At 72.5% G+C, this 23460-nt stretch carries 19 protein-coding genes; 13 read left to right on the top strand and 6 right to left on the bottom strand.

Annotated elements, in window-relative coordinates:
• The first annotated feature begins 283 nt into the window (after positions 1-283).
• Positions 284-1369: a mannose-1-phosphate guanylyltransferase gene (gene manB, locus AC5WS8_RS22570; RefSeq protein ID WP_496105260.1), complete on the top strand. Its 1086-nt coding sequence runs from the start codon at positions 284-286 to the stop codon at positions 1367-1369.
• A 52-nt stretch (positions 1370-1421) separates the two neighbouring features.
• On the opposite strand, the gene AC5WS8_RS22565 is transcribed toward manB, so the two are convergent.
• From AC5WS8_RS22565 to AC5WS8_RS22550, 4 genes are all read right to left on the bottom strand, one after another.
• Entirely contained in the window at positions 1422-2423 is a 1002-nt protein-coding gene (locus AC5WS8_RS22565) for a DNA-3-methyladenine glycosylase family protein (RefSeq protein WP_496105259.1), read from the bottom strand.
• Between the two features lie 131 nt (positions 2424-2554).
• A complete protein-coding gene (locus AC5WS8_RS22560) occupies positions 2555-3886 on the bottom strand; it encodes a coenzyme F420-0:L-glutamate ligase (RefSeq protein ID WP_496105397.1) in 1332 nt (443 codons plus the stop codon).
• A gap of 14 nt (positions 3887-3900) precedes the next feature.
• Entirely contained in the window at positions 3901-4884 is a 984-nt protein-coding gene (cofD, locus tag AC5WS8_RS22555; RefSeq protein WP_496105258.1) for a 2-phospho-L-lactate transferase, read from the bottom strand.
• 187 nt (positions 4885-5071) lie between these two features.
• Positions 5072-5581, bottom strand: coding sequence for a cysteine dioxygenase (locus AC5WS8_RS22550; protein WP_496105257.1), 510 nt, complete (start codon positions 5579-5581; stop codon positions 5072-5074).
• A 697-nt stretch (positions 5582-6278) separates the two neighbouring features.
• Between AC5WS8_RS22550 and AC5WS8_RS22545 the strand changes: the two genes are divergently transcribed.
• From AC5WS8_RS22545 to AC5WS8_RS22535, 3 genes are all read left to right on the top strand, one after another.
• Positions 6279-6542 carry a WhiB family transcriptional regulator gene (locus AC5WS8_RS22545; RefSeq protein ID WP_003975777.1) on the top strand — a complete coding sequence of 88 codons (264 nt, stop codon included), beginning with the start codon at positions 6279-6281 and terminating at the stop codon, positions 6540-6542.
• Positions 6543-6793: 251 nt separating this feature from the next.
• Complete coding sequence (locus AC5WS8_RS22540; protein WP_496105256.1) at positions 6794-10402, top strand: glycosyltransferase family 2 protein; 3609 nt, start codon at positions 6794-6796, stop codon at positions 10400-10402.
• Complete coding sequence (locus AC5WS8_RS22535; RefSeq protein ID WP_496105255.1) at positions 10399-11913, top strand: DUF5719 family protein; 1515 nt, start codon at positions 10399-10401, stop codon at positions 11911-11913. Before AC5WS8_RS22540 ends, AC5WS8_RS22535 begins: the two co-directional genes overlap by 4 nt.
• A gap of 25 nt (positions 11914-11938) precedes the next feature.
• Here the strand turns inward: AC5WS8_RS22535 and AC5WS8_RS22530 are convergent, their stop codons facing one another.
• Complete coding sequence (locus AC5WS8_RS22530; RefSeq protein WP_496105254.1) at positions 11939-12388, bottom strand: metallopeptidase family protein; 450 nt, start codon at positions 12386-12388, stop codon at positions 11939-11941.
• A 428-nt stretch (positions 12389-12816) separates the two neighbouring features.
• Between AC5WS8_RS22530 and AC5WS8_RS22525 the strand changes: the two genes are divergently transcribed.
• From AC5WS8_RS22525 to AC5WS8_RS22490, 8 genes are all read left to right on the top strand, one after another.
• On the top strand, positions 12817-13194 hold the full coding sequence (locus AC5WS8_RS22525) for a DUF3499 domain-containing protein (RefSeq protein ID WP_496105253.1): 378 nt from the start codon (positions 12817-12819) through the stop codon (positions 13192-13194).
• Positions 13195-13398: 204 nt separating this feature from the next.
• Positions 13399-14763, top strand: a complete 1365-nt coding sequence (locus AC5WS8_RS22520; protein WP_496105252.1) for a phosphomannomutase/phosphoglucomutase — start codon at positions 13399-13401, stop codon at positions 14761-14763.
• A gap of 137 nt (positions 14764-14900) precedes the next feature.
• Positions 14901-15071, top strand: coding sequence for a Trm112 family protein (locus AC5WS8_RS22515; protein ID WP_079102319.1), 171 nt, complete (start codon positions 14901-14903; stop codon positions 15069-15071).
• Between the two features lie 27 nt (positions 15072-15098).
• A complete protein-coding gene (locus tag AC5WS8_RS22510; RefSeq protein WP_496105251.1) occupies positions 15099-16226 on the top strand; it encodes an SIS domain-containing protein in 1128 nt (375 codons plus the stop codon).
• Between the two features lie 89 nt (positions 16227-16315).
• Positions 16316-17467 (top strand): mannose-6-phosphate isomerase, class I, encoded by a 1152-nt coding sequence (gene manA / locus AC5WS8_RS22505; protein ID WP_496105250.1) that lies wholly within the window; start codon positions 16316-16318, stop codon positions 17465-17467.
• Positions 17468-17641: 174 nt separating this feature from the next.
• Positions 17642-18619: a cation diffusion facilitator family transporter gene (locus AC5WS8_RS22500; protein ID WP_496105249.1), complete on the top strand. Its 978-nt coding sequence runs from the start codon at positions 17642-17644 to the stop codon at positions 18617-18619.
• Positions 18620-18939: 320 nt separating this feature from the next.
• Positions 18940-20397 (top strand): adenosylhomocysteinase, encoded by a 1458-nt coding sequence (gene ahcY, locus AC5WS8_RS22495; RefSeq protein ID WP_496105248.1) that lies wholly within the window; start codon positions 18940-18942, stop codon positions 20395-20397.
• Between the two features lie 138 nt (positions 20398-20535).
• Complete coding sequence (locus AC5WS8_RS22490) at positions 20536-21150, top strand: hypothetical protein (RefSeq protein WP_496105247.1); 615 nt, start codon at positions 20536-20538, stop codon at positions 21148-21150.
• Between the two features lie 22 nt (positions 21151-21172).
• Here AC5WS8_RS22490 and AC5WS8_RS22485 read toward each other — a convergent pair whose 3' ends face one another.
• Complete coding sequence (locus AC5WS8_RS22485; protein WP_496105246.1) at positions 21173-22108, bottom strand: RDD family protein; 936 nt, start codon at positions 22106-22108, stop codon at positions 21173-21175.
• Positions 22109-22198: 90 nt separating this feature from the next.
• On the opposite strand from AC5WS8_RS22485, the gene AC5WS8_RS22480 reads away from it, so the two are divergent.
• On the top strand, positions 22199-23206 hold the full coding sequence (locus AC5WS8_RS22480; RefSeq protein WP_496105245.1) for a stage II sporulation protein M: 1008 nt from the start codon (positions 22199-22201) through the stop codon (positions 23204-23206).
• The last annotated feature ends 254 nt before the right edge of the window (positions 23207-23460 follow it).

Below are 23460 nucleotides of genomic sequence, written 5' to 3'. Positions count from 1 at the left end.
GAGGACCGTCACATGACGTCGTACCGGCCATCCGTGCGTCGTCGTACGGTGAGTGGTATCACACCGCGGCGGCCCGCAGGACACCGTAGGAGTTCATCCGCGCGGAGGTGCGCGGGGCCAACCCCACGGCCGTCGAAGGACGTTCCCCTGTCATCGAAGGCGCGGGAGAGGGACCTCTCTCACGGTCCTCATAACGCCCTTTGCGGTCCTCACAACGCGGTCTGCATAAACTGGTCGGCCGATTCACAGATTGGCCGGTCCCGGCAGGAAGCAGAGACGACAGGTGACAGAAGCGATCCTCCTGGTCGGCGGCAGAGGCACCCGGCTGCGCCCGCTCACGGTGCACACCCCCAAGCCGATGGTTCCGGCGGCAGGGGTCCCGTTCCTCACACACCAGCTGGCGCGGGCGAAGGCGGCGGGCGTGGAGCACATCGTGCTCGCCACCTCCTACCTGGCCGAGGTCTTCGAGCCCTACTTCGGTGACGGCTCGTCCCTCGGCCTCAGCCTCGAGTACGTCACGGAGGAGGAGCCCCTCGGCACGGGCGGCGCCATCCGCAACGTGGTGAGCCGCCTCCATTCAGGTCCCGAGGACCCGGTGCTGGTCTTCAACGGGGACATCCTCACGGGCCTCGACATCCGCGGCCTGGTCGACACCCATCGGTCGACGGGCGCGGACGTGTCGCTGCACCTGACGAAGGTGACGGACCCGAGGGCCTACGGCCTGGTCCCCACGGACGAGACGGGCCGGGTCACGGCGTTCCTCGAGAAGCCGCAGACTCCGGAGGAGATCGTCACCGACCAGATCAACGCCGGCGCGTACGTCTTCCGCCGCTCGGTGATCGACACGATCCCCATGGGCCGCCCCGTGTCGGTGGAACGCGAGACGTTCCCGGACCTGCTGGCGGCGGGAGCTCACCTGCAGGGCATGGTGGACTCCACGTACTGGCTGGACCTGGGCACCCCGGCGGCCTTCGTGCGCGGCTCGGCGGACCTGGTCCTCGGGCGTGCCCCGTCCCCTGCGGTGCCCGGCCGCTGCGGCGACCGCCTGATCCTGCCGACGGCCACGGTCGCCTCGGACGCGAAGCTGACGGCCGGCACGGTGGTGGGCGAGGGCGCGATCGTCGGAGAGGGCGCCCGGATCTCCGGCAGCACGGTGCTCTCCGGTGCCGTCGTGGAGCCCGGGGCCGTCATCACGGACTCCCTGATCGGCGCCCGCTCCCGCATCGGTGAGCGCTCCATCCTGACGGGCGCGGTCATCGGCGACGGCGCGGTGGTCGGCGCGGACAACGAACTCCGAGAAGGAGTACGGGTCTGGTGCGACGCGCGGATCCCGGCGGGCGCGGTGCGCTTCTCCTCGGACCAGCAGTAGCGCTGCTCGACGGCGCCGGGTGCCCCGATGTCGGCGGGCACCCGGCGCCGCGCTACAGCCGCCCGATGTCGCCCCGCCGCATCCGCGGAGCGCGCCGGGGCGGTGCGGACCCGCTCAACAGGATCAGCCGTGCCGCGCGGTGCCGCTGGCCCGCGTACGGCTGAAGCAGCGACAGCATCAGGGAGTCGTCCGCGTTCCGGTCCCCGGCCAGCGCGTGGCCCACGATCCCGGGCAGATGCAGGTCTCCCACGGTCACCGAATCCGCTGCCCCGTGACTGCGCTGAACGGTCTCCGCCGAGGTCCACGGCCCGATCCCGGGCACCACCTCGAGCCGCGCCTGGGCCTCGGCGGGCTCCATCCCCACCGCCTGCTCCAGCCGGGCGGCGACCCGCACGGCCCGCAGGATCGTCGACGCCCGCTTGTTGTCGACCCCGGCCCGGTGCCACTCCCAGGACGGAATGAGCGCCCAGGTCCGGGGCGCCGGCATCACCTGCATCCACCCCGGCGCGGGCCCCGGCGCCGGTTCCCCGAACTTCCGTACGAGCAGCCGCCACGCCCGGTAGGCCTCGTCCGTTGTGACCTTCTGCTCCAGGATCGACGGAATCAGCGACTCCAGTACCAGTCCGGTCCGGGTGAGCCGCAGTCCCGGCCGGCGGTGCCGGGCCAGTGCGACCAGCCGGTGCCGTGGCTCGAAGGCGTCGGGATCGTCCAACGCGCCGAGCAGCTCGGGCAGTTGCTCGAGCAGCCACTCGGCCCCGGGCCCCCAGGCCTCCGCCTCGGCGACCCCGCCGCAGAGAGCGACCCGCAGCGTGCCCGGACCGAGCGGCGTACGACTGGCCCGCCACACCGAGCCGTCGGGCGTGGTGCGGAAGGTGGGATCGGCGGGCCCGCGCCGCAGCGGCCCGAGCACCAGCCCCAGGTCCAGCGGCCCGGGCGGGGTCCAGGTGCGCCGCCGTCCGGGTGCCGTGGCCGGCCGCGGAATGCCCGCAGGCACGACGACATGCCCGCCGCGCGCGGTCGTGGGGGTGGGGCGGGGAGCGAATCGTCCGGCCACGGATGGGATCCTGGTGTGGGTTCGGCGGGCAGACTGGGCAAGACTGGGCGTCCTATGAGGGTAGACGGCGCGGGTGGGCCGCGGGCGGCCGTCGTGCGCGTCCTCCCGGCGGCGGCCGGGCGCGCGCCCGCTCACCGCACCTCGATGAACACCCCCGCGTCCCGATCCGGCCGCGGCTTCGGTTCCTCGGCCGGATGCCCCACTGCCACGGCGCCCATCGGCTCCCAGTTCTCCGGCAGTTCCAGCACCTCGCGGACGACGTCCCGGCAGAACATCGTCGAGGACACCCACGCCGACCCCAGCCGCTCCCCGGCCAGCGCGACGAGCAGGTTCTGCACGCCCGCGCCCGTCGCGACCACGAACATCTCCCGCTCGGCCGCGTCCCGCCGCGCGTCGCCGTAGGTGTGGGAGCCGTCCATGACCATGCACGGCACGACGAGGTACGGCGCGTTGCGCAGTACGTCCCCGCGCCGGACGCGCTTGGCGACGGACTCCTCGCTCTTCCCGTCCCGGCGCAGGTCCGCGATCCACGCGTCCCGCATCGCGTCGAGCAGCCGCGTCCGCGACTCCTCGGACTCCAGCAGCACGAACCGCCACGGCGTGGTGTGGTGCGGCGCCGGAGCCGTCACGGCGGCGGCCACCGCACGGCGTACGGCACCGGGGTCGACGGGCTCACCGGTGAACGTGCGCACCGTACGGCGCTGGGTCACCGCCTCCCGTACCGCCTCTGAAGTGCCCAGCCGGAACATGTCGTCGCGCGCGCCGCGCACCATCGCCCGCGCTCCGTCGCCGTCCTCCCCGGTCACCACGTGCGGCAGCCCGCGGACCACCGCCACGGGCAGCCCGGCGGCCTTGCCCTTGACCAGATCCCCCGCGGCCGCCAGCTCGTCGGCGGTGGCGACGACGGTCGCGCTGAGCGGGTTGCCGTGCGCGTCCGTGCCGCCGCGAAGGTCGTCCAGGACCCGTACACCCGCCGCCCCGATGGCGACGTCGGTGAGTCCGGTGCGCCACGGCCGCCCGAAGGTGTCCGTGACGATCACGCCGACCTCCACGCCGAGCGTGTCCCGCACCCCTTCGCGGATGGCGCGCGCGGACGCGTCGGGGTTCTCGGGCAGCAACAGCACGGTGCCCTTCGGGGTGTTGGATGCGTCGACGCCGGCGGCGGCCATCACCAGGCCCTGCCGGTTCTCCACGATCCTGAGCGGTCCGCGCCGGGCCACGACCCGCACGGTCTCGGCGTCGACGGCGGCCTCCCGGTCGTCCGCCCGGACGACACGTCCCTCTGCCTTCGAGACGATCTTGGAGGTCACGAGCAGGACGTCGCCGTCGACGAGCCCCGGCTCGGCCGCGGCGATCACCTTGGCGAGGTCGTCGCCCTCACGGATCTCCGGCAACCCCGCAAGCGCCCAGACCCGGTAGGCGGGCACGGCGGCGGGCCTGCCGCCGCCGGCCCCGGAATCCATGGAAAGCCCGTCGATCAAGCGCCCCGCACCTCCTCCGCCAGCGCCAGGGCCTCGCGGGCCATCCGCGCCGTCGCCTCCAGGTCCGTCATCATCAGCGGTACCGCGCGGCAGCGGATGCCCGCGGCCTCCACGCGCTCCACGGCGTCCGCGTCCGCCGAGTCGACGAGCCAGCCGTCCAGCAGTCCCGAGCCGTAGTGCTCGGCGACCGCCGCGGCCGTGGACTCCACACCGACCGCCGCGAGCACCTTGTCGGCCATCCCGCGCACCGGCGCGTCACCGATGATGGGGGACAGGCCCACCACCGGGACCCCGGCGTCCGCGATGGCCTCCCGGATGCCGGGGACCGCGAGGATCGTGCCGATGGAGACGACGGGGTTGGACGGCGGGAAGAGGATCACGTCCGCCTCGGCGATCGCCTCCAGGACGCCCGGTGCGGGCTTCGCCTGCTCGGCGCCGACCGGCACGACCGCCTCGGCCGGGACGGAGGCGCGCAGCCGCACCCAGTACTCCTGGAAGTGGATCGCCCTGCGTTCGCCGGAGCCCGCGGCCGAGTCGCCGTCGGGCAGCGTGACGGCGACGTGCGTCTCGACGCGGTCGTCCGACATGGGGATCAGCCGGACCCCCGGCTTCCAGCGGTCGCACAGGGCCTGGGTCACCGCGCTCAGCGGGTAACCCGCGCCCAGCATCTGGGTCCGCACGATGTGTGTGGCGAAGTCGCGGTCGCCGAGCCCGAACCACTCCGGTCCGACGCCGTACGCCGCGAGCTCCTCCTTGAGGTGGAAGGTCTCGTCGGCCCGGCCCCAGCCCTGTTCCTCGTTGATGCCGCCGCCGAGGGTGTACATCACCGTGTCGAGGTCCGGGCAGACCTTCAGCCCGAAGAGGTGGATGTCGTCGCCGGTGTTGCCGATGACGGTGATCTCCGCGTCCGGGACGGCCCGCTTCAGACCACGCAGGAACCGGGCACCGCCGATGCCCCCTGCCAGAACCACAATGCGCATGGATGCAGTCTTGCAGGCGCCTACGACAACGCGTGCCCGGGCGGTGACACCCGCTACGGCGCCTGGCGGGGGACCGTGCCCGACCCGCCGCCGGGTCCGGGACGGACGCAGCCCCTCAGCCCGGGACCGTGTCCCTCACTCGGTCGTGACCGCCCCCATGCCGTGATGCCGTGACCGTCCCCCGCGGTCAGACCGTGAGCGTGTCCACCGTGCCGCGCTCCGCCGCCGCGCACGCCTTGGTGTGCATCGGCATCTGCGTCAGTCCGGGGAAGTAGACGTGCAGGCTCACCGCCGGTTCCAGCGTGTCGTTCACCACTTCGTGTACGTAGCCGGGCGCGAACACGCGCTGCGCTCCCGCGGGCAACGCGCGGGTGCCGCGCTCCGTGCGCTCCGTGAGTGCGCCGTGCAGGACGGTCAGCACGCCGGACGAGCGCCCGTGGTCGTGCAGTCCGCTGCCCTGCCCGGGCACCCACGACAGCAGCCACACCTCGTAGCCGGGGCCGGTCTGCAGCCGGTGGTACCAGCGGGAGGTCGCGTCGTAGCGGACCAGGTGCTCCCACCGGGAGCGGTCGGCGGCGACGGAGCGGGCCAGTCCGGCGAACTCGGCCACGGTGACCGGGTGCTCGCGCGGCGGCTGGAGCAGGTGCGGTACTTCCAGGATGTCGCCGGCGATCTGCAGGTCGCTGTCACTGTTCATGGGTGCGCTGGTTCCTCGGCGGGAGAGGGCGGGGTGGGGTGTCGCGTGTCGTCCGCCCGGGTCACGGGCGCGGCGCGAGCCCTGGTGCGGGCGGAGGGAGCGACAGCCGGGCCGTGTGGACCCGGGAGCGGCCGGAGCGAGAAGGCTCAACAGCCGGAACAGCAACAGCTACAGCGAGCGCGGGCAGCACCGTGGGACCCGGCGGTGCGGGTCTGGGTGAGTGCCGAGTTCGCGAGCATGCCCACTAGGACATCGGTTCACACCTTTCCCTGTCAACTCGGCGTCCGCCATGTGGGAGCTGTTTCACCTCATCCGGTTCATCCGGCAGAGGAAAGGTTTGTTCAGCGGACCCGGGGGGACACATGGCGCACCGCCGGGCGCGTGGACGTCGTTGCGATCTCGTGATCTGAATGTGATCCGGTTCGCTTCGATGTGCGTGTCGGAACGAGATCGAACTCCCGGGCGTCCTTCTCGACGAGAGGGTGCAGGGCCACCTGGACCCTCTCGGGCTGTCAGGGTTTATGCCGATTTGAACACTTTCCGCATAGCCTTGGTTCCGCAGAGTGAATAAGGGGCCCAATAGCAGATCTCGGCTTGACTGGCCCGGATCGGCACACTTGTAATTTCACTCGTGTCGTTCAGCCGGATTCGGTAACGGCTACATCACGGGGACGCGAAAGACAGACGAGGGGCGCACATGACCGAGCTGGTGCAGCAACTGCTGGTCGACGACGCGGACGAGGAACTCGGCTGGCAGGAGCGCGCGCTGTGCGCCCAGACCGACCCCGAGTCCTTCTTTCCGGAGAAGGGCGGCTCGACCCGCGAGGCCAAGAAGGTCTGCCTCGCCTGCGAGGTCCGCTCCGAGTGCCTCGAGTACGCGCTGGCCAACGATGAACGGTTCGGCATCTGGGGCGGCCTGTCCGAGCGCGAGCGCCGCCGTCTCAAGAAGGCGGCTGTCTGAGGAAGGCAGCTGTCCGAGGAGGGCAGCCGTCCGAGGAAGGCTGCCGTCCGGCATCGCTGTGGCCACTGCGGCGAGCGACAAAAAGCCGCACATCCTTTCGTAACGAACGGCCCGTCGCAGGTGGGTTGTCCACAGGCGGCGGGCCGTGATCTTGTCAAGCCGTTAGTGTGGGCCTCCGTCCGAGACGTCCCGCTGCCCCTCCAGGGGCGCAGACGTCCACCACAGTCCAACGAACCGGGGCCCGTACCTCGATGTCCGTGCACAGCCATACGGCGGTCCAACACGACCCGTCTCCACCAGAGTTCCCGCGTCACGTGGTCACCGCGGTGCTCGTCGCCCACGACGGCGCCCGCTGGCTCCCCGACGCGCTCGCCGGGCTGCTCGGTCAGGACCGCCCCGTGCAGAACGCCGTGGCGGCCGACACCGGCAGCGCGGACCACTCCGCCCAGCTGCTCACCGACGCACTCGGCCCCGACCGCGTCCTGCACCTCGCCCGGCGCACCGGTTTCGGCCAGGCCGTCGAGGAGGCGAGCCGCTCCGCGCCCGCACCGACCCCGGACGACCTGCCCTACCTCAAGCGCCCCAGCGGCTGGGACCCCGTGACCCGCACCTGGCGGGACGAGGCCTACGACATGCCCGAGCTGCCGTACGGCGAGCCGGTGCAGTGGCTGTGGCTCCTGCACGACGACTGCGCCCCCGAACCGGGCGCCCTGGCCGAGCTGTTGCGCGTCGTGGAGCACGAGGCCGAGCTGGGCCGCGAGGTCGCCGTCGTCGGGCCCAAGCTCCGCGGCTGGTACGACCGCCGGCAACTGCTCGAGGTCGGCGTCACCATCGCCAACTCCGGCCGCCGCTGGACCGGCCTGGAACGCCGTGAACAGGACCAGGGCCAGCACGACCACGTCCACCCGGTGCTGTCCGTGTCCACCGCCGGCATGCTCATCCGGCGCGATGTCTTCGAGCAGCTCGGAGGGTTCGACCGGAACCTGCCGCTGATGCGGGACGACGTCGACCTGTGCTGGCGCGCCCAGGCCGCGGGCCACCGCGTCCTCGTGGCCCCCGACGCGGTCGTACGGCACGCCGAGGCGGCCTCCCGCGAGCGCCGCACCGTCGACTGCGTGGGCCGCACCGCGGCGTCCCCGCACAAGGTCGACAAGGCGGGCGCCGTCTACACCCTCCTCGTCAACGCCCGCGGCGGACAGCTGCCCTGGATCCTGGTCCGCCTGGTGCTCGGCACCCTGCTGCGCACGGTCGCCTACCTCGTCGGCAAGGTGCCCGGCCAAGCCGTCGACGAGATCCGCGGTCTGCTGGGGACGCTGCTGCGGCCCGAGCGGATCATCGCCGGACGGCGCGGGCGCGGTCGCCCGCAGGTCGACAAGGGGGAACTGCGCGCGCTGTTCCCGCCCCCGGGAGCCACCGTCCGGGCCACCGTCGAACAGGTCGCGAGCAACCTGGTGGGCCGCTCCGACCCCGAGGTCTCCTCGGCCGGCCGGCACGGCGGAGGTCTGGAGTCCGGACCCGGAGGTGACGACGCCGACTTCCTGGAGGTCGAACAGTTCGCACGCCTCAAGCGCATCGCCCGCAAGCCCGGGCCGGTGCTCTTCGGCGTCCTCCTGCTCGTCGCGCTCGTCGCCTGCCGCGCGCTGCTCGGCGGTGGCGCGCTCGCGGGCGGCGCGCTGCTGCCCGCACCCGCCGGCTCCTCCCAGCTGTGGTCGCGCTATCTCGACGCCTGGCACCCGGTGGGCGCCGGCGGCACGCACTCGGCGCCGCCGTATCTGGCGCTCGTCGCCCTGCTCGCCTCGACACTGCTCGGCTCCACCGGTCTCGCGGTCACGATGCTGCTCGTCTGCTCGGTGCCGCTCGCCGGGTTCGCCGCCTACTTCGCCTCGCGTCCCCTCGTCGAGTCCCGGCTGCTGCGCGCGTGGGCGTCCGTCGCCTACGCCTTCCTGCCCGCCGCCACCGGTGCCCTCGCCGGCGGCCGTATCGGCACCGCGGTCCTCGCGGTGCTGCTGCCGCTCATCGCGCGCGCGGGCATCGCGGCCGTCGGCCTCGCCCACGCTTCCGGCGCGCGTGGCAGCTGGCGTGCCACCTGGGCCTACGCGCTCCTGCTGACGATCACCACCGCGTTCACGCCGATCGTGTGGCCGATCGCCCTGGTCCTGGGTGTCGCGCTGCTCGTCGTGCGCCGCACCGACCTGGTCGCCCGCGGTCTGCGCTTCCTCGCCCAGGTCGGCACCCCGCTGCTGCTGCTCGCTCCCTGGTCGCTGTCGCTGCTGCCGTTCGGCTTCTTCAAGGAGGCCGGTCTGGCGTACGGCGCGAGCGCGGCCTCCGCCTCCGACCTGCTCGGCGCCAGCCCGGGCGGGCCGGGCACGGTCAGCGGGCTGTTGCTCATCGGGGTCGTCCTCGCCGCGCTGGCCGCCCTGATGCGCGGCGAGCGCCAGACCGCCGTCCGGACGGCGTGGGCGGCCGCCCTGGTGGCGCTCGTCTTCGCGGTCCTGTCCAACCGCTCCGCCTGGGCCGGACCCGCCACTCTCGTCTACGGTCTCGCACTGCTGGCCGCCGCCGCGGTCGGTGCGGACGGCGCCCGCGCGCGGGTGGCCGAGCAGAGCTTCGGCTGGCGCCAGCCGGTCGCCGCGCTCATCGCCTTCGCGTCCGCGGCCGGGCCCCTGCTCATCGCCGCCGGGTGGATGATCCGCGGCGCGGACGGGCCGCTGGAGCGGCGCGACCCCGTGCAGGTGCCCGCGTTCGTCGCCGAGGAGAGCGGCACCAGCGACCAGGCCCGCACCCTGGTACTCGACGGCGAGTCCACCGCGCGCGTGGGCTACACCCTGGTCCGTGGCTCCGGGGCCCGCCTCGGCGACGGTGAACTCGCCGCCGAGGACGGCGAGAACAAGCAGCTGGACAAGGTCGTCGCCAACCTCGTCGCCGGTTCCGGCGCCGACCAGGCCGACGAACTCGGCGGCTTCGCCGTGCGCTATGTCCTCGTCCGCAAGGGCGCGCCCCGCGACATCAGCCGCGTCCTGGACGCCACCCCCGGCCTGACCCGGCTCAGCCAGCAGGACGGCAGCGCACTGTGGCGGGTCGACCACGAGGTCTCCCGCGCCGCGATCGTCGGGGGCACGGGCACGCCGCAGCCGGTCGCCGCCGGGCCCGTCGAGATCCACACCACGATCCCCTCGGGCGGCGAGGGCCGCACCCTGCGGATCGCCGACACCGCCGGCCCGGAGTGGACCGCCACCCTGGACGGCAAGCCGCTCACCGCCACCACCGTGGACGGCTGGGCGCAGGGCTTCCGACTGCCCGCCTCGGGCGGCAGGTTGGACGTCACCTACGACACTCCGCTCGGCCACACCGCCTGGCTGTGGACGCAGGGCGCGCTCGCCGTCGTCCTGGTGGTGCTCGCCCTGCCCGGCCGCCGCCGTGACATCGACGACGACCTCCCGGAGGAGCGGGTGGTGCCCGCGCAGGACGTCACCGGCGAGGGCCGCCGCGCCCGCCGGCTGCGGGCGCAGTCCGAGGCGGAGGAGCCCGCCGAGGACACCGACACCCCGCCCGCCCCCGCCGAGGAGCCGGCCGCCGTCCCGCACCAGCCGGCGTACGGGGAGTGGGACACGACGACCTACGCGGACACCGAGTACGGCTCCTACGGCGGCGAGCACTACCAGGGGATCCCCCAGCAGTACGCGCCCGGCGCCTACGAGCAACAGCCGTACCAGGCCGACCCCTATCAGGGCGCCCAGTACGACCCGTACGCATACGGCAACACCGCGCCGTACGACCCTACGTACACCCAGGGCTACGCCACACCGTACGACCCGGCGCACGGCACCGACAGCGAGCGCCCCGACGGGAGCCAGCAGTGAACCGCACGACCCTGTCCCTGATCGCCGGCGCGACCGCGCTCGTCGCCGTCACCGGATTCGCGGCACTCGCCGCGCCGGCCGCCTCCGGCAGCGACGCCCCGAAGACAGCAACCCGGCTGCCCGTGGAGCAGACCCGGCTGCTGTGCCCCCAGCCGAGCGCCTCCGACATCGCGGACATCTCGTACACGTCCTTCACTCCGGTCGTGCAGGGCACCAGCGGCGGCAAGGCCCAACTGACCGCGGCGGCCGAGCAGTCGGCGGACAGCACCGACACCGGCAAGGGCGGCAGGGCGGGCAAGAGCAAGAAGCAGTCCGGCGCGCCGGCACTGACGCCGAAGCAGCCCGGCACCCCGGCCACCGGGGACGGCTCGGGCGCCGACACGCCGGCGCTGATCGGCACCGCCACGGGCAGGTTCGCGCCCGGCTGGACGGTCCAGGAGACCACCGCGGTCGCCGCTGGCAGCGGGCGCGGTCTGCTCGGCGTCAACTGCACCGCCCCCGACACCGAGTTCTGGTTCCCCGGTGTCAGCACCGCCGCCTCGCGCACCGACTACGTGCACCTGACCAACCCGGACGACTCCGCCGCGGTCGTCGACATCGAGCTGTACGGCAAGGACGGCAATCTCAAGTCGACCGTCGGCGAGGGCATCACCGTCCAGCCCCACGCCGACGAGCCGGTCCTGCTGTCCACGCTCACCCAGGCCCGGGAGAGCGACCTCACGGTCCACGTCAGTGTCCGCAGCGGCCGGGTCGGCGCCGCCGTGCAGGCCCTGGACGACAAGCTGGGCGGCGACTGGCTGCCCGCCTCCACGGACCCGGCGGGCTCCCTGGTGCTGCCCGGCATCCCCAAGGACGCCACCGACGTGCGTCTGGTCGCCTTCGCGCCCGGCGACTCGGACGCCGACCTCAAGGTGCGCCTCGCCTCGCCCTCCGGGGAGATCACCCCGGCCGGGAACGAGACGGTGCACGTGAAGGCCGGCATGACCACCGCCGTGGACCTCGGCGACGTCACGCGCGGCGAGGCCGGCTCCCTGGTGCTGACGCCCACCGGCACACCGGTTCCGGTGGTGGCCGCGCTGCGCGTGGTACGCGGCAAGGGCGGCGGGCAGGAGTCGGCGTTCATCCCGGCCACCGCGCCGGTCGGCACGCGCGCGTCGGTCGCCGACAACAGCGCCAAGGACACCACGCTCGCGCTGGCCGCACCGGGCGCCACGGCCACCGTCAAGGTCACCGCCTCCGCGGGCAGTGAGGGCGGCACGGCGGTGACGAAGCAGTACACCATCAAGGGCGGCACGAGCCAGGACGTGGACGCGCCCGTGCCGAGCGGCCTGAAGGGGACCTACGCGCTCACCGTGGAGACGCTCTCCGGCGGCCCCGTCTACGCCTCCCGCACCCTCCGGAGGACCATCGAGGGGCTGTCGGCGTTCACCGTGCAGACCCTGCCGGACGACCGGGGCACGGTGGCGGTGCCGGAGGCGCGGCAGGACCTGTCGGTACTGCTGAAGAAGTGACGGAAGGTCGGTGAGCGTGCGGGGTTCAGTCCTCGCCGTAGCGCGGATCCACCGTCTCGGGAGTCAGCCCCAACAGCTCCGCGACCTGCTCCACGACCACCTCGTGGACCAGGGCGGCACGCTCGTCTCGGCCCTTGGTGCGGATCTCGACCGGACGCCGGTAGACCACCACGCGTGCACGGCGGCCGTCGCGGGCCGGAATCGTGCCTCCCAGGGGCACGGCCTCGTCGCTCCAGCCCGCGCCGGGGCCGTCCAGGCGCGGCACGTCCATGACCAGGAAGTCGATCTCGGCGAGCTGCGGCCAGCGCCGCTCCAGGCGCTCCACGGAGTCCTGCACCAGATCCGCGAACACCTCGGCGCGGCTCGCGGAGAGCGGCACCTGAGGCGGTGCGACGGGGCCGCGCATGCCTCGGCCGTGGCGGTCACGGCGGCGCGGCCCGGGTGCGGTGGCGCGGGGCGGTACGGGGGTGTCCATCACTGAAGGAAGCGTAGTCGCCGCCGGGGCGTGACGTCCGGCCCCACACCGACCTCGGCCACTTGGGCCGCGCCGTCCGGCCGGCTCGCCGCGCCCGGTCCGGCCCGGGGGACGCGGACTCCGGCTTGCGGGGACGCCGGTCGGGACCGGGTGCGGAGGTCGCACGGCATGTCGTGGGATGACCATTCCAGCCAAGCTTGGGCTCGATTCCATATCTCTCCGAGACCGTCGGGGTCATGAAGTTTGACGAGGTTTGTACCAAGTGGTGACCGGTTCCGGAGCCGTCCGGTATCTCACAACGCACTGTCCACGCAGGTCAGCGGGGAGGCTCCGAAAGGGGGTGTGGGCTGTTTCACAGCACGACACGGTGGAGTGACCTGGGGGAGAGTCGTCGCGGCCCGCTCAAGAGTGCGGTACCGTCCAACGTCGTGAGCCCTGTACGTCGCTGTTCGCGCACCGCCTGCGGCCGACCCGCCGTCGCGACGCTGACGTACGTCTACGCCGACTCGACCGCGGTCCTCGGCCCGCTCGCCACCTACGCCGAACCCCACTGCTACGACCTGTGCGCCGAGCACTCCGAGCGGCTGACCGCGCCGCGCGGCTGGGAGGTCGTCCGGTTGCTGGACGGCTCGGCCCCCACGCGCCCGAGCGGCGACGACCTCGAAGCGCTGGCCAACGCGGTTCGCGAGGCGGCCCGCCCGCAGCAGCGCACGGCGGAGGCGGGCGGCAGCGGCGGCCGTACGGCCGACCCGATGGAGGTCGCGCGCCGCGGCCATCTGCGGGTCCTGCGCTCGCCCGACAACTGAGCGCCCCCACCTCGGCTCCGTCCCCTGCTTGCCATCCGCATTCATGTCAGATCCATGACAGGCACGGGCGCCGCGGACCCGTGTGCCGGCGGAACCCGGTATGAACTCCGTTCGAAGTGCTCGCCGGACCGGGGGGAGGCCCGGCCGGGCGCCGATCCCAGCAGGTAGTTTGGGGGGCATCGTTGAGAACTCAGGAGGGTGGCCGTGGCTGCTGATCTGTCGCAGATCGTGAAGGCGTACGACGTGCGCGGGGTGGTCCCGGACCAGTGGGACGAGAGGCTGGCCGAGCTGTTCGGCGCGGCCTTCGCCCAGGTGACCGGTGCGGACGCGATCGTGATCGGCCATGACATGCGGCCTTCGTCGCCGGGTCTCGCGGACGCCTTCGCGCGCGGAGCCGCCGGACGCGGTGTCGACGTCACCGAGATCGGCCTGTGCTCGACGGACCAGCTGTACTACGCGTCGGGCGCGCTGAACCTGCCGGGCGCCATGTTCACCGCCTCGCACAACCCGGCGAAGTACAACGGCATCAAGATGTGCCGCGCGGGCGCCGCACCCGTCGGCCAGGACACGGGCCTCGCCGAGATCCGCGCCCTGGTCGAGGAGTGGCTGGACGGGGAAGCGCCGCAGCCCGTCCGGACGCCGGGAACGATCACCCGGCGCGACACGCTGGAGGACTACGCGGCATACCTGCGCACCCTCGCCGACCTGACCTCCATCCGCCGCCTGAAGGTCGTCGTCGACGCGGGCAACGGCATGGGCGGCCACACCGTGCCGACCGTCCTCGCCGGACTGCCCGTCGACCTGGTCCCGATGTACTTCGAGCTGGACGGCACGTTCCCGAACCACGAGGCCAACCCGCTCGACCCCAAGAACATCGTCGACCTGCAGGGGCGCGTGCGCGAAGAGGGCGCCGACATCGGCATCGCCTTCGACGGCGACGCCGACCGCTGCTTCGTCGTCGACGAGCACGGCGACCCGGTCACCCCGTCCGCGATCACCGCACTGGTCGCAGCCCGCGAACTGGCCAAGCACGGCGGCAAGGGCACGGTCATCCACAACCTGATCACCTCCTGGTCCGTGCCCGAGGTCGTCCGGGAGAACGGCGGCACGCCGGCCCGCACCCGCGTGGGTCACTCCTTCATCAAGGCCGAGATGGCCCGCACCGGCGCGATCTTCGGCGGGGAGCACTCCGCGCACTACTACTTCAAGGACTTCTGGAACGCCGACACGGGCATGCTCGCCGCACTCCACGTCCTCGCGGCCCTCGGCGGCCAGGACGGCCCGCTCTCCCAGCTCGTGGCCGAATTCGACCGCTATGTGGGCTCCGGCGAGATCAACTCCACGGTCGACGACCAGAAGGGCCGCCTCGCCGCCATCAAGGCCGCCTACGAGGGCCGAGAGGGCATCGAACTGGACGAGCTGGACGGTCTGACCGTCTCCTCCGCCGACTGGTGGTTCAACGTCCGCCCCTCCAACACCGAACCGCTCCTGCGCCTGAACGCCGAGGCGAGGGACGAGGCGACCATGGCGAAGGTCCGGGACGAGGCGCTGGAGATCATCCGGGCCTGACCGCCCACCACCCACCACACGCCGCGGGGGGCGGAGCGGGCGCACACGGCAGCGCCCGCTCCGCCCAACCTCCGCACGCCGCCGCCCACAGCGGTAGTCTGACCAGGCCAAGCGCACCAGCTCGAAGGGACCCCGTCATGCCGCTCGAAGCCGGCCTCCTGGAGATCCTCGCCTGCCCGGCGTGCCACGCCCCGCTCAAGGAGGAGGAGAGCGAACTGGTCTGCACCGGCCAGGACTGCGGCCTCGCCTACCCCGTCCGGGACGGCATCCCGGTCCTGCTCGTCGACGAGGCCCGCCGCCCCGCCTGACGCACCCGGCGATCGGAGGCTGCCCCCATGCTGGACGAATCGCTGCTCGACGACCCCGAGGCGCTGGCGCGCGCCGACCGCCGCGCACTGCTCAGGGGCGCCGCCGAGGCAGGCGCCCGGGTCCGCACGGCCGTGCGGTTCGCCGCCGAGGCCGGGGTCAACGACCTGAAACCCGACGGCCGCCCCCGCGCCGTCCTCATCGCGGGCCCCGGCACCGCCTCCGTGGGCGTCGCCGAACTGCTCGACACCCTCGCCGGCGCGGCCTGCCCGGTGGTGCGCATCCACCCCACCGGCGTCGCCCCCGCCGCCGGCGCGCTGCGCTGGGAGCTGCCCGGCTGGGCCGGCCCCGTCGATCTGCTGCTGATCGCCACCCCCGACGGCGCCGAGCCCGGCCTCGGCATCCTCGTCGAGCAGGCCTACCGTCGCGGCTGCACCGTCGTCGCCGTCGCTCCTGCCCGCTCCCCGGTCACGGAGGCGGTGACCGCCGCCCACGGTCTGTTCGTGCCGATGGCGACCGCCCCCTACGAGCAGGAGGAACCCCTCGCCGCCTCCGCGCCCGGCGTCCTGTGGGCCCTCCTCACCCCGCTGCTCGCCCTCCTGGACCGCACCGGCCTGCTTTCCGCGCCCCGCGACGTCCTGGACAAGGTCGCCGACCGCCTCGACCAGGTCGCCGAACGCTGCGGCCCGGCCATCGCCACCTACGGGAATCCGGCCAAGAACCTCGCCGCCGAACTCGCCGAGGCGCTCCCGGTCATCTGGACGGAGGGTGTCTCCGCCGCACCCGCCGGCCGGCGCTTCGCCGCCGCGCTCGCCGAGCTGGCCGGCCGTCCCGCGCTCACCGCCCAGCTGCCCGAGGCACTCGCCGCGCACGGCGTGCTGCTGTCCGGCCCGCTCGCCGCGGGCGCCGACCCCGACGACTTCTTCCGCGACCGCGTCGAGGAGGCGCAAGCCCTGCACGCGCGCGTGGTGCTTCTGCGCGACCGCCCCATCGGCGGCCTGAGCGCCGCCCCCGCCGCCCGTGACCTGGCCCTCAGCCACGACACGGCGATCAGCGAACTCGAACCCGAGGACGGCGGCGAACTCGAGACCCTCGCCGAACTGATCGCCATCACGGATTTCGCCGCCGTTTACGTGGCGCTCGCCTTCGGGGCCTGACCTTGCCTCACACCAGCTGACCAGCGCGACCGGCCGACCCGTCCAGAGGGGCGCGGCAGACAGCGTACGTACGGAGACAAAGAAAGCACATGGATCGCCTCGACAACAGCATCCGCCCCTACGCCTGGGGTTCGACCACCGCCATTCCCCGGCTCCTCGGCGTGGAGCCGACCGGTGAGCCGCAGGCGGAGATGTGGATGGGCGCCCATCCCGGCGCACCCTCGCGCACCCCGCGCGGCCCCCTCAACGAGGTGATCGACAAGGCTCCGGAGCGCGAGCTGGGAGAGGGGACGGTCGCCCGGTTCGGCCCTCGGCTGCCGTTCCTGTTGAAGATCCTCGCCGCCGGCGCCCCGCTCTCCCTCCAGGTCCACCCCGACCTGGAGCAGGCCGAGAAGGGCTACGCCGACGAGGAGCGCCGCGGCATCCCCGTCGACGCACCGCACCGGAACTACAAGGACGCCAACCACAAGCCCGAACTGATCTGCGCCCTCACCGAGTTCGACGGCCTGTGCGGCTTCCGCACCCCCGACGCCGCCGCCGACCTGCTCGCGGGCCTGGGCGTCGACTCCCTCAAGCCGTACGTCGACCTGCTGCACGCCCACCCCGAAGGCGCGGCCCTGCGCGAGGTCCTCACCGCCGTGCTGACCGCCGACCCCGAGGAGATGACCCGTACGGTCACCGAGGCGGCGGCCGCCTGCACCCGCCTCGGCGACGCCTACGCCCCGTACGCCGACATCGCCCACCACTACCCCGGCGACCCCGGCGTGATCGCCGCCATGCTGCTCAACCGCGTCCGGCTCCAGCCCGGCGAGGCCCTCTACCTCGGCGCAGGCGTCCCGCACGCCTACCTGAACGGCCTCGGCGTCGAGATCATGGCCAACTCCGACAACGTCCTGCGCTGCGGCCTGACCCCCAAGCACGTCGACGTCCCCGAACTGCTGCGCGTCGTCCGCTTCGAGGCGACCGACCCCGGGGTCCTGCGCCCGGAGGCCTCCGCAGAGGGCGAGGAGGTCTACGACACCCCCATCGACGAGTTCCGCCTGTCCCGGTACGTGCTGACCGAGGCCGCCGCGCCACGTGACCTGACGTGCGCGACCCCGCAGATCCTGCTGTGCACGGGAGGTTCGGCCCGCGCCGGCGACCAGGTGCTCGCGCCCGGCGAGTCGGTGTTCGTACCGGCGGAGGACAAGGCCGAGGTGTCCGGGGCCGGCACGGTCTTCCGGGCCACGGTCGCGGCCTGACGCCGCTGCCCGGCCCCCGGGCCGGGCACCGTCGCGGTCCCGGCCCGGCGTACCCCTGTCGGCGCCTGCTGCAACAATGGCCCACCGGCAAAGGACGGGCAAAGCCCCGGACGGCGTCCCCCGGCACGTGCGGACGTCCCGGGCGCGACGGCTACGAAGGGACAACGCGAACACATGAGCGCGTCAGGCGGCACCAAGGCGATCGTGGCGGCACTCGGCGCCAACCTCGCGATCGCGGCATCGAAGTTCGTCGCGTTCGCCTTCAGCGGCTCGTCCTCGATGCTCGCCGAGGGCGTCCACTCGGTCGCCGACTCCGGCAACCAGTTCCTGCTGCTGATCGGCGGCAGGCGCGCCCAGCGCGAGGCGACCCCGCAGCATCCGTTCGGCTACGGCCGTGAGCGGTTCGTCTACGCCTTCCTCGTCTCGATCGTCCTGTTCTCCATCGGCGGCATGTTCGCCATCTACGAGGGCTACGAGAAGGTCCGGCACCCGCACGCCCTGGAGCACTGGTACTGGCCGGTGGGCGTCCTCCTCTTCGCGATCATCGCCGAGGGCTTCTCCTTCCGCACGGCGATAAAGGAATCCAACGAACTGCGCGGCAAGCTCTCCTGGGCGCAGTTCATCCGCCGGGCCAAGGCCCCCGAGCTGCCGGTGGTCCTCCTCGAGGACTTCGGCGCGCTCATCGGTCTGGCCCTGGCTCTCGGCGGTGTCGGCCTCGCCCTGCTCACCGGCAACGGCATCTGGGACGGCATCGGCACCGTCTGTATCGGCGTCCTCCTCGTCCTGATCGCCCTGGTCCTCGCCGCCGAGACCAAGTCCCTGCTCCTCGGCGAGGCCGCAGGTGCCGACGTGGTCCAGCAGATCGAGGCGGCGACCGTCGACGGTGAGACGGTCACCGGCCTCATCCACATGCGCACGCTCCACCTGGGCCCCGAGGAACTGCTGATCGCCGCCAAGATCGCCGTGCAGCACGACGACACCGCCGCCCAGGTGGCCTCCGCGATCAACGCCGCCGAGGCCCGCATCCGCGCCGCCGTCCCCATCGCCCGCGTCATCTACCTCGAGCCGGACATCTACAGCGAGGCGGAGGCCGCGAAGGGCCCGGACCCCGAGGCGACGCCCGGCGGCCCGGTGCCGAGCGCCGGGCACTGATCACACGGCCGAGCCGTGGCGGACCACGCGAAGGGCTCGGTCGCACCGCCCGGCCACCGGTGTGCCGGCCGAATGCAACCGGACGTCTTCGGAGGCGGACTGGGGACGGCTGGGTCCTCCGGTGTAGCTTGGAACGGAGCCAGACGTCGCTGCTGATGGCGGTCGGGCGGTCCACGACGGGCCGACCGAGGGAGAGAGGGCCTCCGACGGACTGCGCTGCGCGCACGTGGGCATGCCTGTGTCCTCCTGGGGCACCCTGTGCCCGCCGCCGCGCAGATCAGCCGTACCCACCTCGCCCCAACCCCGAGGAGCAGCTCGCAATGACGACTGTCGAGAACCGACAGGACTTCAAGGTCGCCGACCTCTCGCTGGCCGAGTTCGGTCGCAAGGAGATCACCCTCGCCGAGCACGAGATGCCCGGCCTGATGGCGATCCGCAAGGAGTACGCCGAGGCGCAGCCCCTGGCCGGTGCTCGTATCACCGGCTCCCTGCACATGACCGTCCAGACCGCCGTGCTCATCGAGACGCTGGTCGCTCTGGGGGCACAGGTCCGCTGGGCGTCCTGCAACATCTTCTCCACCCAGGACCACGCGGCGGCCGCCATCGCGGTGGGCCCGGACGGCACGCCCGACGACCCGCGGGGCGTCCCGGTCTTCGCCTGGAAGGGCGAGACCCTGGAAGAGTACTGGTGGTGCACGGAGCAGGCGCTGACCTGGCCGGACAGCCCCACCGGCGGCCCGAACATGATCCTGGACGACGGTGGTGACGCCACCCTCCTCGTCCACAAGGGCGTCGAGTACGAGAAGGACGGCAAGGTTCCCTCGCCGGACACGGCCGAGTCCGACGAGCACCGCGTCATCCTTCAGCTGCTGACCCGCACCCTGGGCGAGAACCCGCAGAAGTGGACCCAGCTGTCCTCCGAGATCCGCGGGGTGACCGAGGAGACCACGACCGGCGTCCACCGCCTGTACGAGATGCAGCGTGAGGGCACCCTGCTGTTCCCTGCGATCAACGTCAACGACGCCGTGACCAAGTCGAAGTTCGACAACAAGTACGGCTGCCGCCACTCGCTGATCGACGGCATCAACCGGGCCACCGACACCCTCATCGGCGGCAAGACCGCGGTCGTCTGCGGCTACGGCGACGTGGGCAAGGGCTGCGCGGAGTCGCTGCGCGGTCAGGGCGCCCGGGTGATCGTGACCGAGATCGACCCGATCTGCGCGCTGCAGGCGGCGATGGACGGTTACCAGGTCACGACCCTGGAAGAGGTCGTCGACAAGGCCGACATCTTCGTCACCACGACCGGCAACAAGGACATCATCATGGCCGCTGACATGGCCAAGATGAAGCACCAGGCGATCGTCGGCAACATCGGCCACTTCGACAACGAGATCGACATGGCCGGTCTCGCCAAGGTCCCGGGCATCGTCAAGGACGAGGTCAAGCCGCAGGTCCACACCTGGACCTTCCCCGACGGCAAGAAGATCATCATCCTCTCCGAGGGCCGCCTGCTGAACCTGGGCAACGCCACCGGTCACCCGTCGTTCGTGATGTCCAACTCCTTCGCGGACCAGACCCTGGCCCAGATCGAGCTGTTCACCAAGCCCGACCAGTACCCCACCGATGTGTACGTGCTGCCCAAGCACCTCGACGAGAAGGTCGCCCGCCTCCACCTGGACGCGCTCGGTGTGAAGCTCACCAAGCTCCGCCCCGAGCAGGCCGCGTACATCGGCGTCGACGTCGAAGGCCCGTTCAAGCCGGACCACTACCGCTACTGACCGAGCCCCGGTCCGAAGGCAGGCCCCCGCACCCCCGTGCCGGGGGCCTGCCTCCTTTCCGGGCCACCTGGCCCGCCCGGACCACCCGGCCCTTCCGGACCACTGGGCGGACCGGCCCCGTCAAGCCCCAGGACCCTCATGCCCCGCGGCCGATATTCGCTTCACGACCCCCACGACCAGACCCTTCTCGCCGAAGAACACTTCCAGTGTGCGCCGGGCCCCACCGGCTGGCGCTATGTCTCCCAACTGACCACCCCCTCCGGCGACCGCGCCGGCTCCGTCGACCTCGCCCTCGACGAGCTTGGCCGCCCCATCCGCCTGGAACTCCACGCCGCGGGCTGGCAGGTGCGAGGTGCCGCACTCGACGGCGTCACCTGGGTCCGCACCGATCCCACCGGCACCCACGCCACGGAAGGCAATGTCCGCGCCCACGCCTTCACCGGCACATCCCCGGCCTTTCTTATCGCCACCGCCCGTCTGCTGCGCCTCACCCCCTCTTCCTCCGCGACGCGCGTACGCCTGGTCGCCCTCACGGATCCGGTCCTGGCCCCTCGCACCGTGGACCAGTCCTGGTCGCTGGTCGCAAGAGAAACACACACCACTGACAACGCCCCCCTGATCGTGGACGAATACCAGGTCACAGCCCTGGACACAGGTGAGCGGCACACCGTCCACATCGCGGGCGACGTGGTGCTGGCGGCACCGGGCATCGAGCTCGAGGACCTGGAGTCACCCCCGTCCGCGTTTCCGTGACGGCGGCACCCGGTGACCGCGGCTACGCGGGAGGGGCGAAGCCGGTGGAGGGCCGAGTCGGCGGTTCGGGGTGTGCGGGCTGCGCGGGTTGCACGGGCTGTGCCGGTGCCGACTGCCGGGCCTGTGGGGCCGGGGCCGGCGGCGGGGCGTACGGATGCCGAGCCGGGGCTCCGACCTGCGGACCGTCCTCCGCGGCCTCGGCAGCTCCCCGGCCGCCGGAGGCCCGCCGGGCCTCCCGTGCCTGCCGTTCCTGCACCACCGCTGCCAGGTAGGCCGCCGGCGGCACCCCGGGCGGTGTCGGCACGCTGGTACGAGCCGCGAGATCCGCGGCGAGACGCTCCGCCATCGTCCAGCCCACCTGCGGGTCCAGCTGATGCATCCGGGTCAGGTACTGCCGGATCGCCAGCCACAACCCGTCCGGTACCGCCGAGAGGTCGAGCGAGGAGAACCGCCCGGCCAGCCACGGCGGCGGCGGGGGCACGAAGGACGCACGGCCGGCGGGCACCCGCTCCCGCACGACGAGTGTGCCCGCGAACACGTCACCGAGCCGCCGCCCCCGTGCCGACACGAGCGAGGCGATGCAGGCCACGACCCCGAAAGTCATGAGGATCTCGACCACACCGACCGCACCCCGCACCAGAGCGTGCCGGAACCGGATCGGCCCCCCGTCGTCCCGCACCACTCGCAACCCGCACGCCAGCTTGCCCAGGGAACGCCCATGGCTCAGCGTCTCGACCGCGATGGGCCCGCCCACCAGCACGAGAACGAAGGTGGCGATCGACACCGCGACCTGCGCCGCCTCGTCCAGCCCGGACGTGGACGCCACCAGAGCGATCATCACCAGGACGTAGACGAACACGGCCACCACCAGGTCGAGCAGCACGGCCAGCGCCCGGCTCGGCAGCCTCGCGGGGCGCAACTCCAGCGCCACCGCCTCACCCGTCACTAGCTCAGTCACGCCGGCCGTCCTTCCCCTGGCTCTCCTCGGAGTACGACAGTCTGCCAAGCTGATGGCACATCGCGCCGCAGTACGAGGAGCAGCCCGTCCATGGACCTCGACGTGTTCGTGTCGACCCACCGCGCCGAGTGGGACCGCCTCGAGACCCTGCTGCGCCGCCGGCGCCGCCTCACCGGAGCCGAGGCCGACGAACTCGTCGCCCTCTACCAGCGCACCGCCACCCATCTCTCCCTGATCCAGTCAAGCGCACCCGACCCCCAGCTCACCGGTCGGCTCAGTCAACTGGTGGCGCGCGCCCGCAGCGCCGTGACGGGCACGCGCCGTGCCTCGTGGCGCGACGTCACGCGCTTCCTCACGCACGGTTTCCCCGCCGCCGTCTACCGTTCGCGCCGCTGGTGGATACCCACAGCGCTGCTGTCCACGGTGGTGGCGGTTCTCCTGGGGTGGTGGATCGGCACGCACCCGGAGGTCCAGGCCTCCATCGCTGCCCCCGGCGAACTGCGCGACCTGACACGCCCCGGCGGCGAGTACGAGACGTACTACTCGAGCCATCCCGCCGCCGCCTTCGCCGCCCAGGTGTGGACGAACAACGCCCGAGCCGCCGCGATGTGCCTGGTTCTGGGCATCTTCCTGGGGCTGCCGGTGCTGTGGATCCTCTTCGAGAACATGCTGAACGTGGGGGTCGGCATCGGCCTGATGTCCTCGGCCGGCCGCCTCGACACCTTCCTCGGTCTGATCCTCCCGCACGGCCTGCTGGAACTGACGGCCGTCTTCGTGGCCGCCGGAACAGGTCTGCGACTCGGCTGGACCCTCATCGACCCCGGCCCCCGTACTCGTCGGACCGCGCTCGCCGAGGAGGGCAGGGCCGCCCTGGGCATGGCCATCGGACTCGCACTGGTCCTGTTCGTCTCAGGCGCCATCGAGGGGTTCGTGACCCCTTCGGGTCTTCCCACCTGGGCCCGGATCGGGATCGGAATCGCCGTTGAGGTGGCCTTCCTCGCGTACGTCTACGTGCTGGGCGGACGCGCGGCACGCGCCGGGGACACGGGCGACCTCAGCACGGACGAGCGCAGCGCCACCGTTCCGACGGCGGCGTGACGGGAACAGTCCCTCCGGATGTGCGTCCTCCGGTGTCGGCCTGCTAATCTCCTCTTCGCCCCACGGGACCTGTTGACACGGGTGGCGTGGGGAGGTAGATTCAGACAGTTGCCTGGAGGTGGAGGAGTCCACCGACAACAGGAACAGTGAGCATCTGCCGGCTCTCGGAGCGGATCAGTTTCCGATGAGCCTCCCCGATCGAGTCGGAATTGGTCGGCGGTCAGTCCGCCCCAAAACCTCTGATAAAGTCGGAA

The sequence above is a fragment of the Streptomyces sp. PTL18 genome, assembly GCF_059510295.1.
The sequence above is the reverse complement of the archived record's forward strand: the minus strand, read 5'-3'. Positions and strand labels throughout refer to the sequence as shown.

Bases quoted from the DNA above. Each gene is read 5' to 3' on its own strand.
- AC5WS8_RS22530 (WP_496105254.1), bottom strand. From the start codon at position 12,388: ATGGACACCCCCGTACCGCCCCGCGCCACCGCACCCGGGCCGCGCCGC.
- ahcY (WP_496105248.1), top strand. From the start codon at position 18,940: ATGACGACTGTCGAGAACCGACAGGACTTCAAGGTCGCCGACCTCTCG.
- AC5WS8_RS22550 (WP_496105257.1), bottom strand. From the start codon at position 5,581: ATGAACAGTGACAGCGACCTGCAGATCGCCGGCGACATCCTGGAAGTA.
- AC5WS8_RS22480 (WP_496105245.1), top strand. From the start codon at position 22,199: ATGGACCTCGACGTGTTCGTGTCGACCCACCGCGCCGAGTGGGACCGC.
- cofD (WP_496105258.1), bottom strand. From the start codon at position 4,884: ATGCGCATTGTGGTTCTGGCAGGGGGCATCGGCGGTGCCCGGTTCCTG.
- AC5WS8_RS22540 (WP_496105256.1), top strand. From the start codon at position 6,794: ATGTCCGTGCACAGCCATACGGCGGTCCAACACGACCCGTCTCCACCA.
- AC5WS8_RS22545 (WP_003975777.1), top strand. From the start codon at position 6,279: ATGACCGAGCTGGTGCAGCAACTGCTGGTCGACGACGCGGACGAGGAA.
- AC5WS8_RS22515 (WP_079102319.1), top strand. From the start codon at position 14,901: ATGCCGCTCGAAGCCGGCCTCCTGGAGATCCTCGCCTGCCCGGCGTGC.
- AC5WS8_RS22510 (WP_496105251.1), top strand. From the start codon at position 15,099: ATGCTGGACGAATCGCTGCTCGACGACCCCGAGGCGCTGGCGCGCGCC.
- AC5WS8_RS22560 (WP_496105397.1), bottom strand. From the start codon at position 3,886: ATGGATTCCGGGGCCGGCGGCGGCAGGCCCGCCGCCGTGCCCGCCTAC.
- manA (WP_496105250.1), top strand. From the start codon at position 16,316: ATGGATCGCCTCGACAACAGCATCCGCCCCTACGCCTGGGGTTCGACC.
- AC5WS8_RS22500 (WP_496105249.1), top strand. From the start codon at position 17,642: ATGAGCGCGTCAGGCGGCACCAAGGCGATCGTGGCGGCACTCGGCGCC.
- AC5WS8_RS22490 (WP_496105247.1), top strand. From the start codon at position 20,536: ATGCCCCGCGGCCGATATTCGCTTCACGACCCCCACGACCAGACCCTT.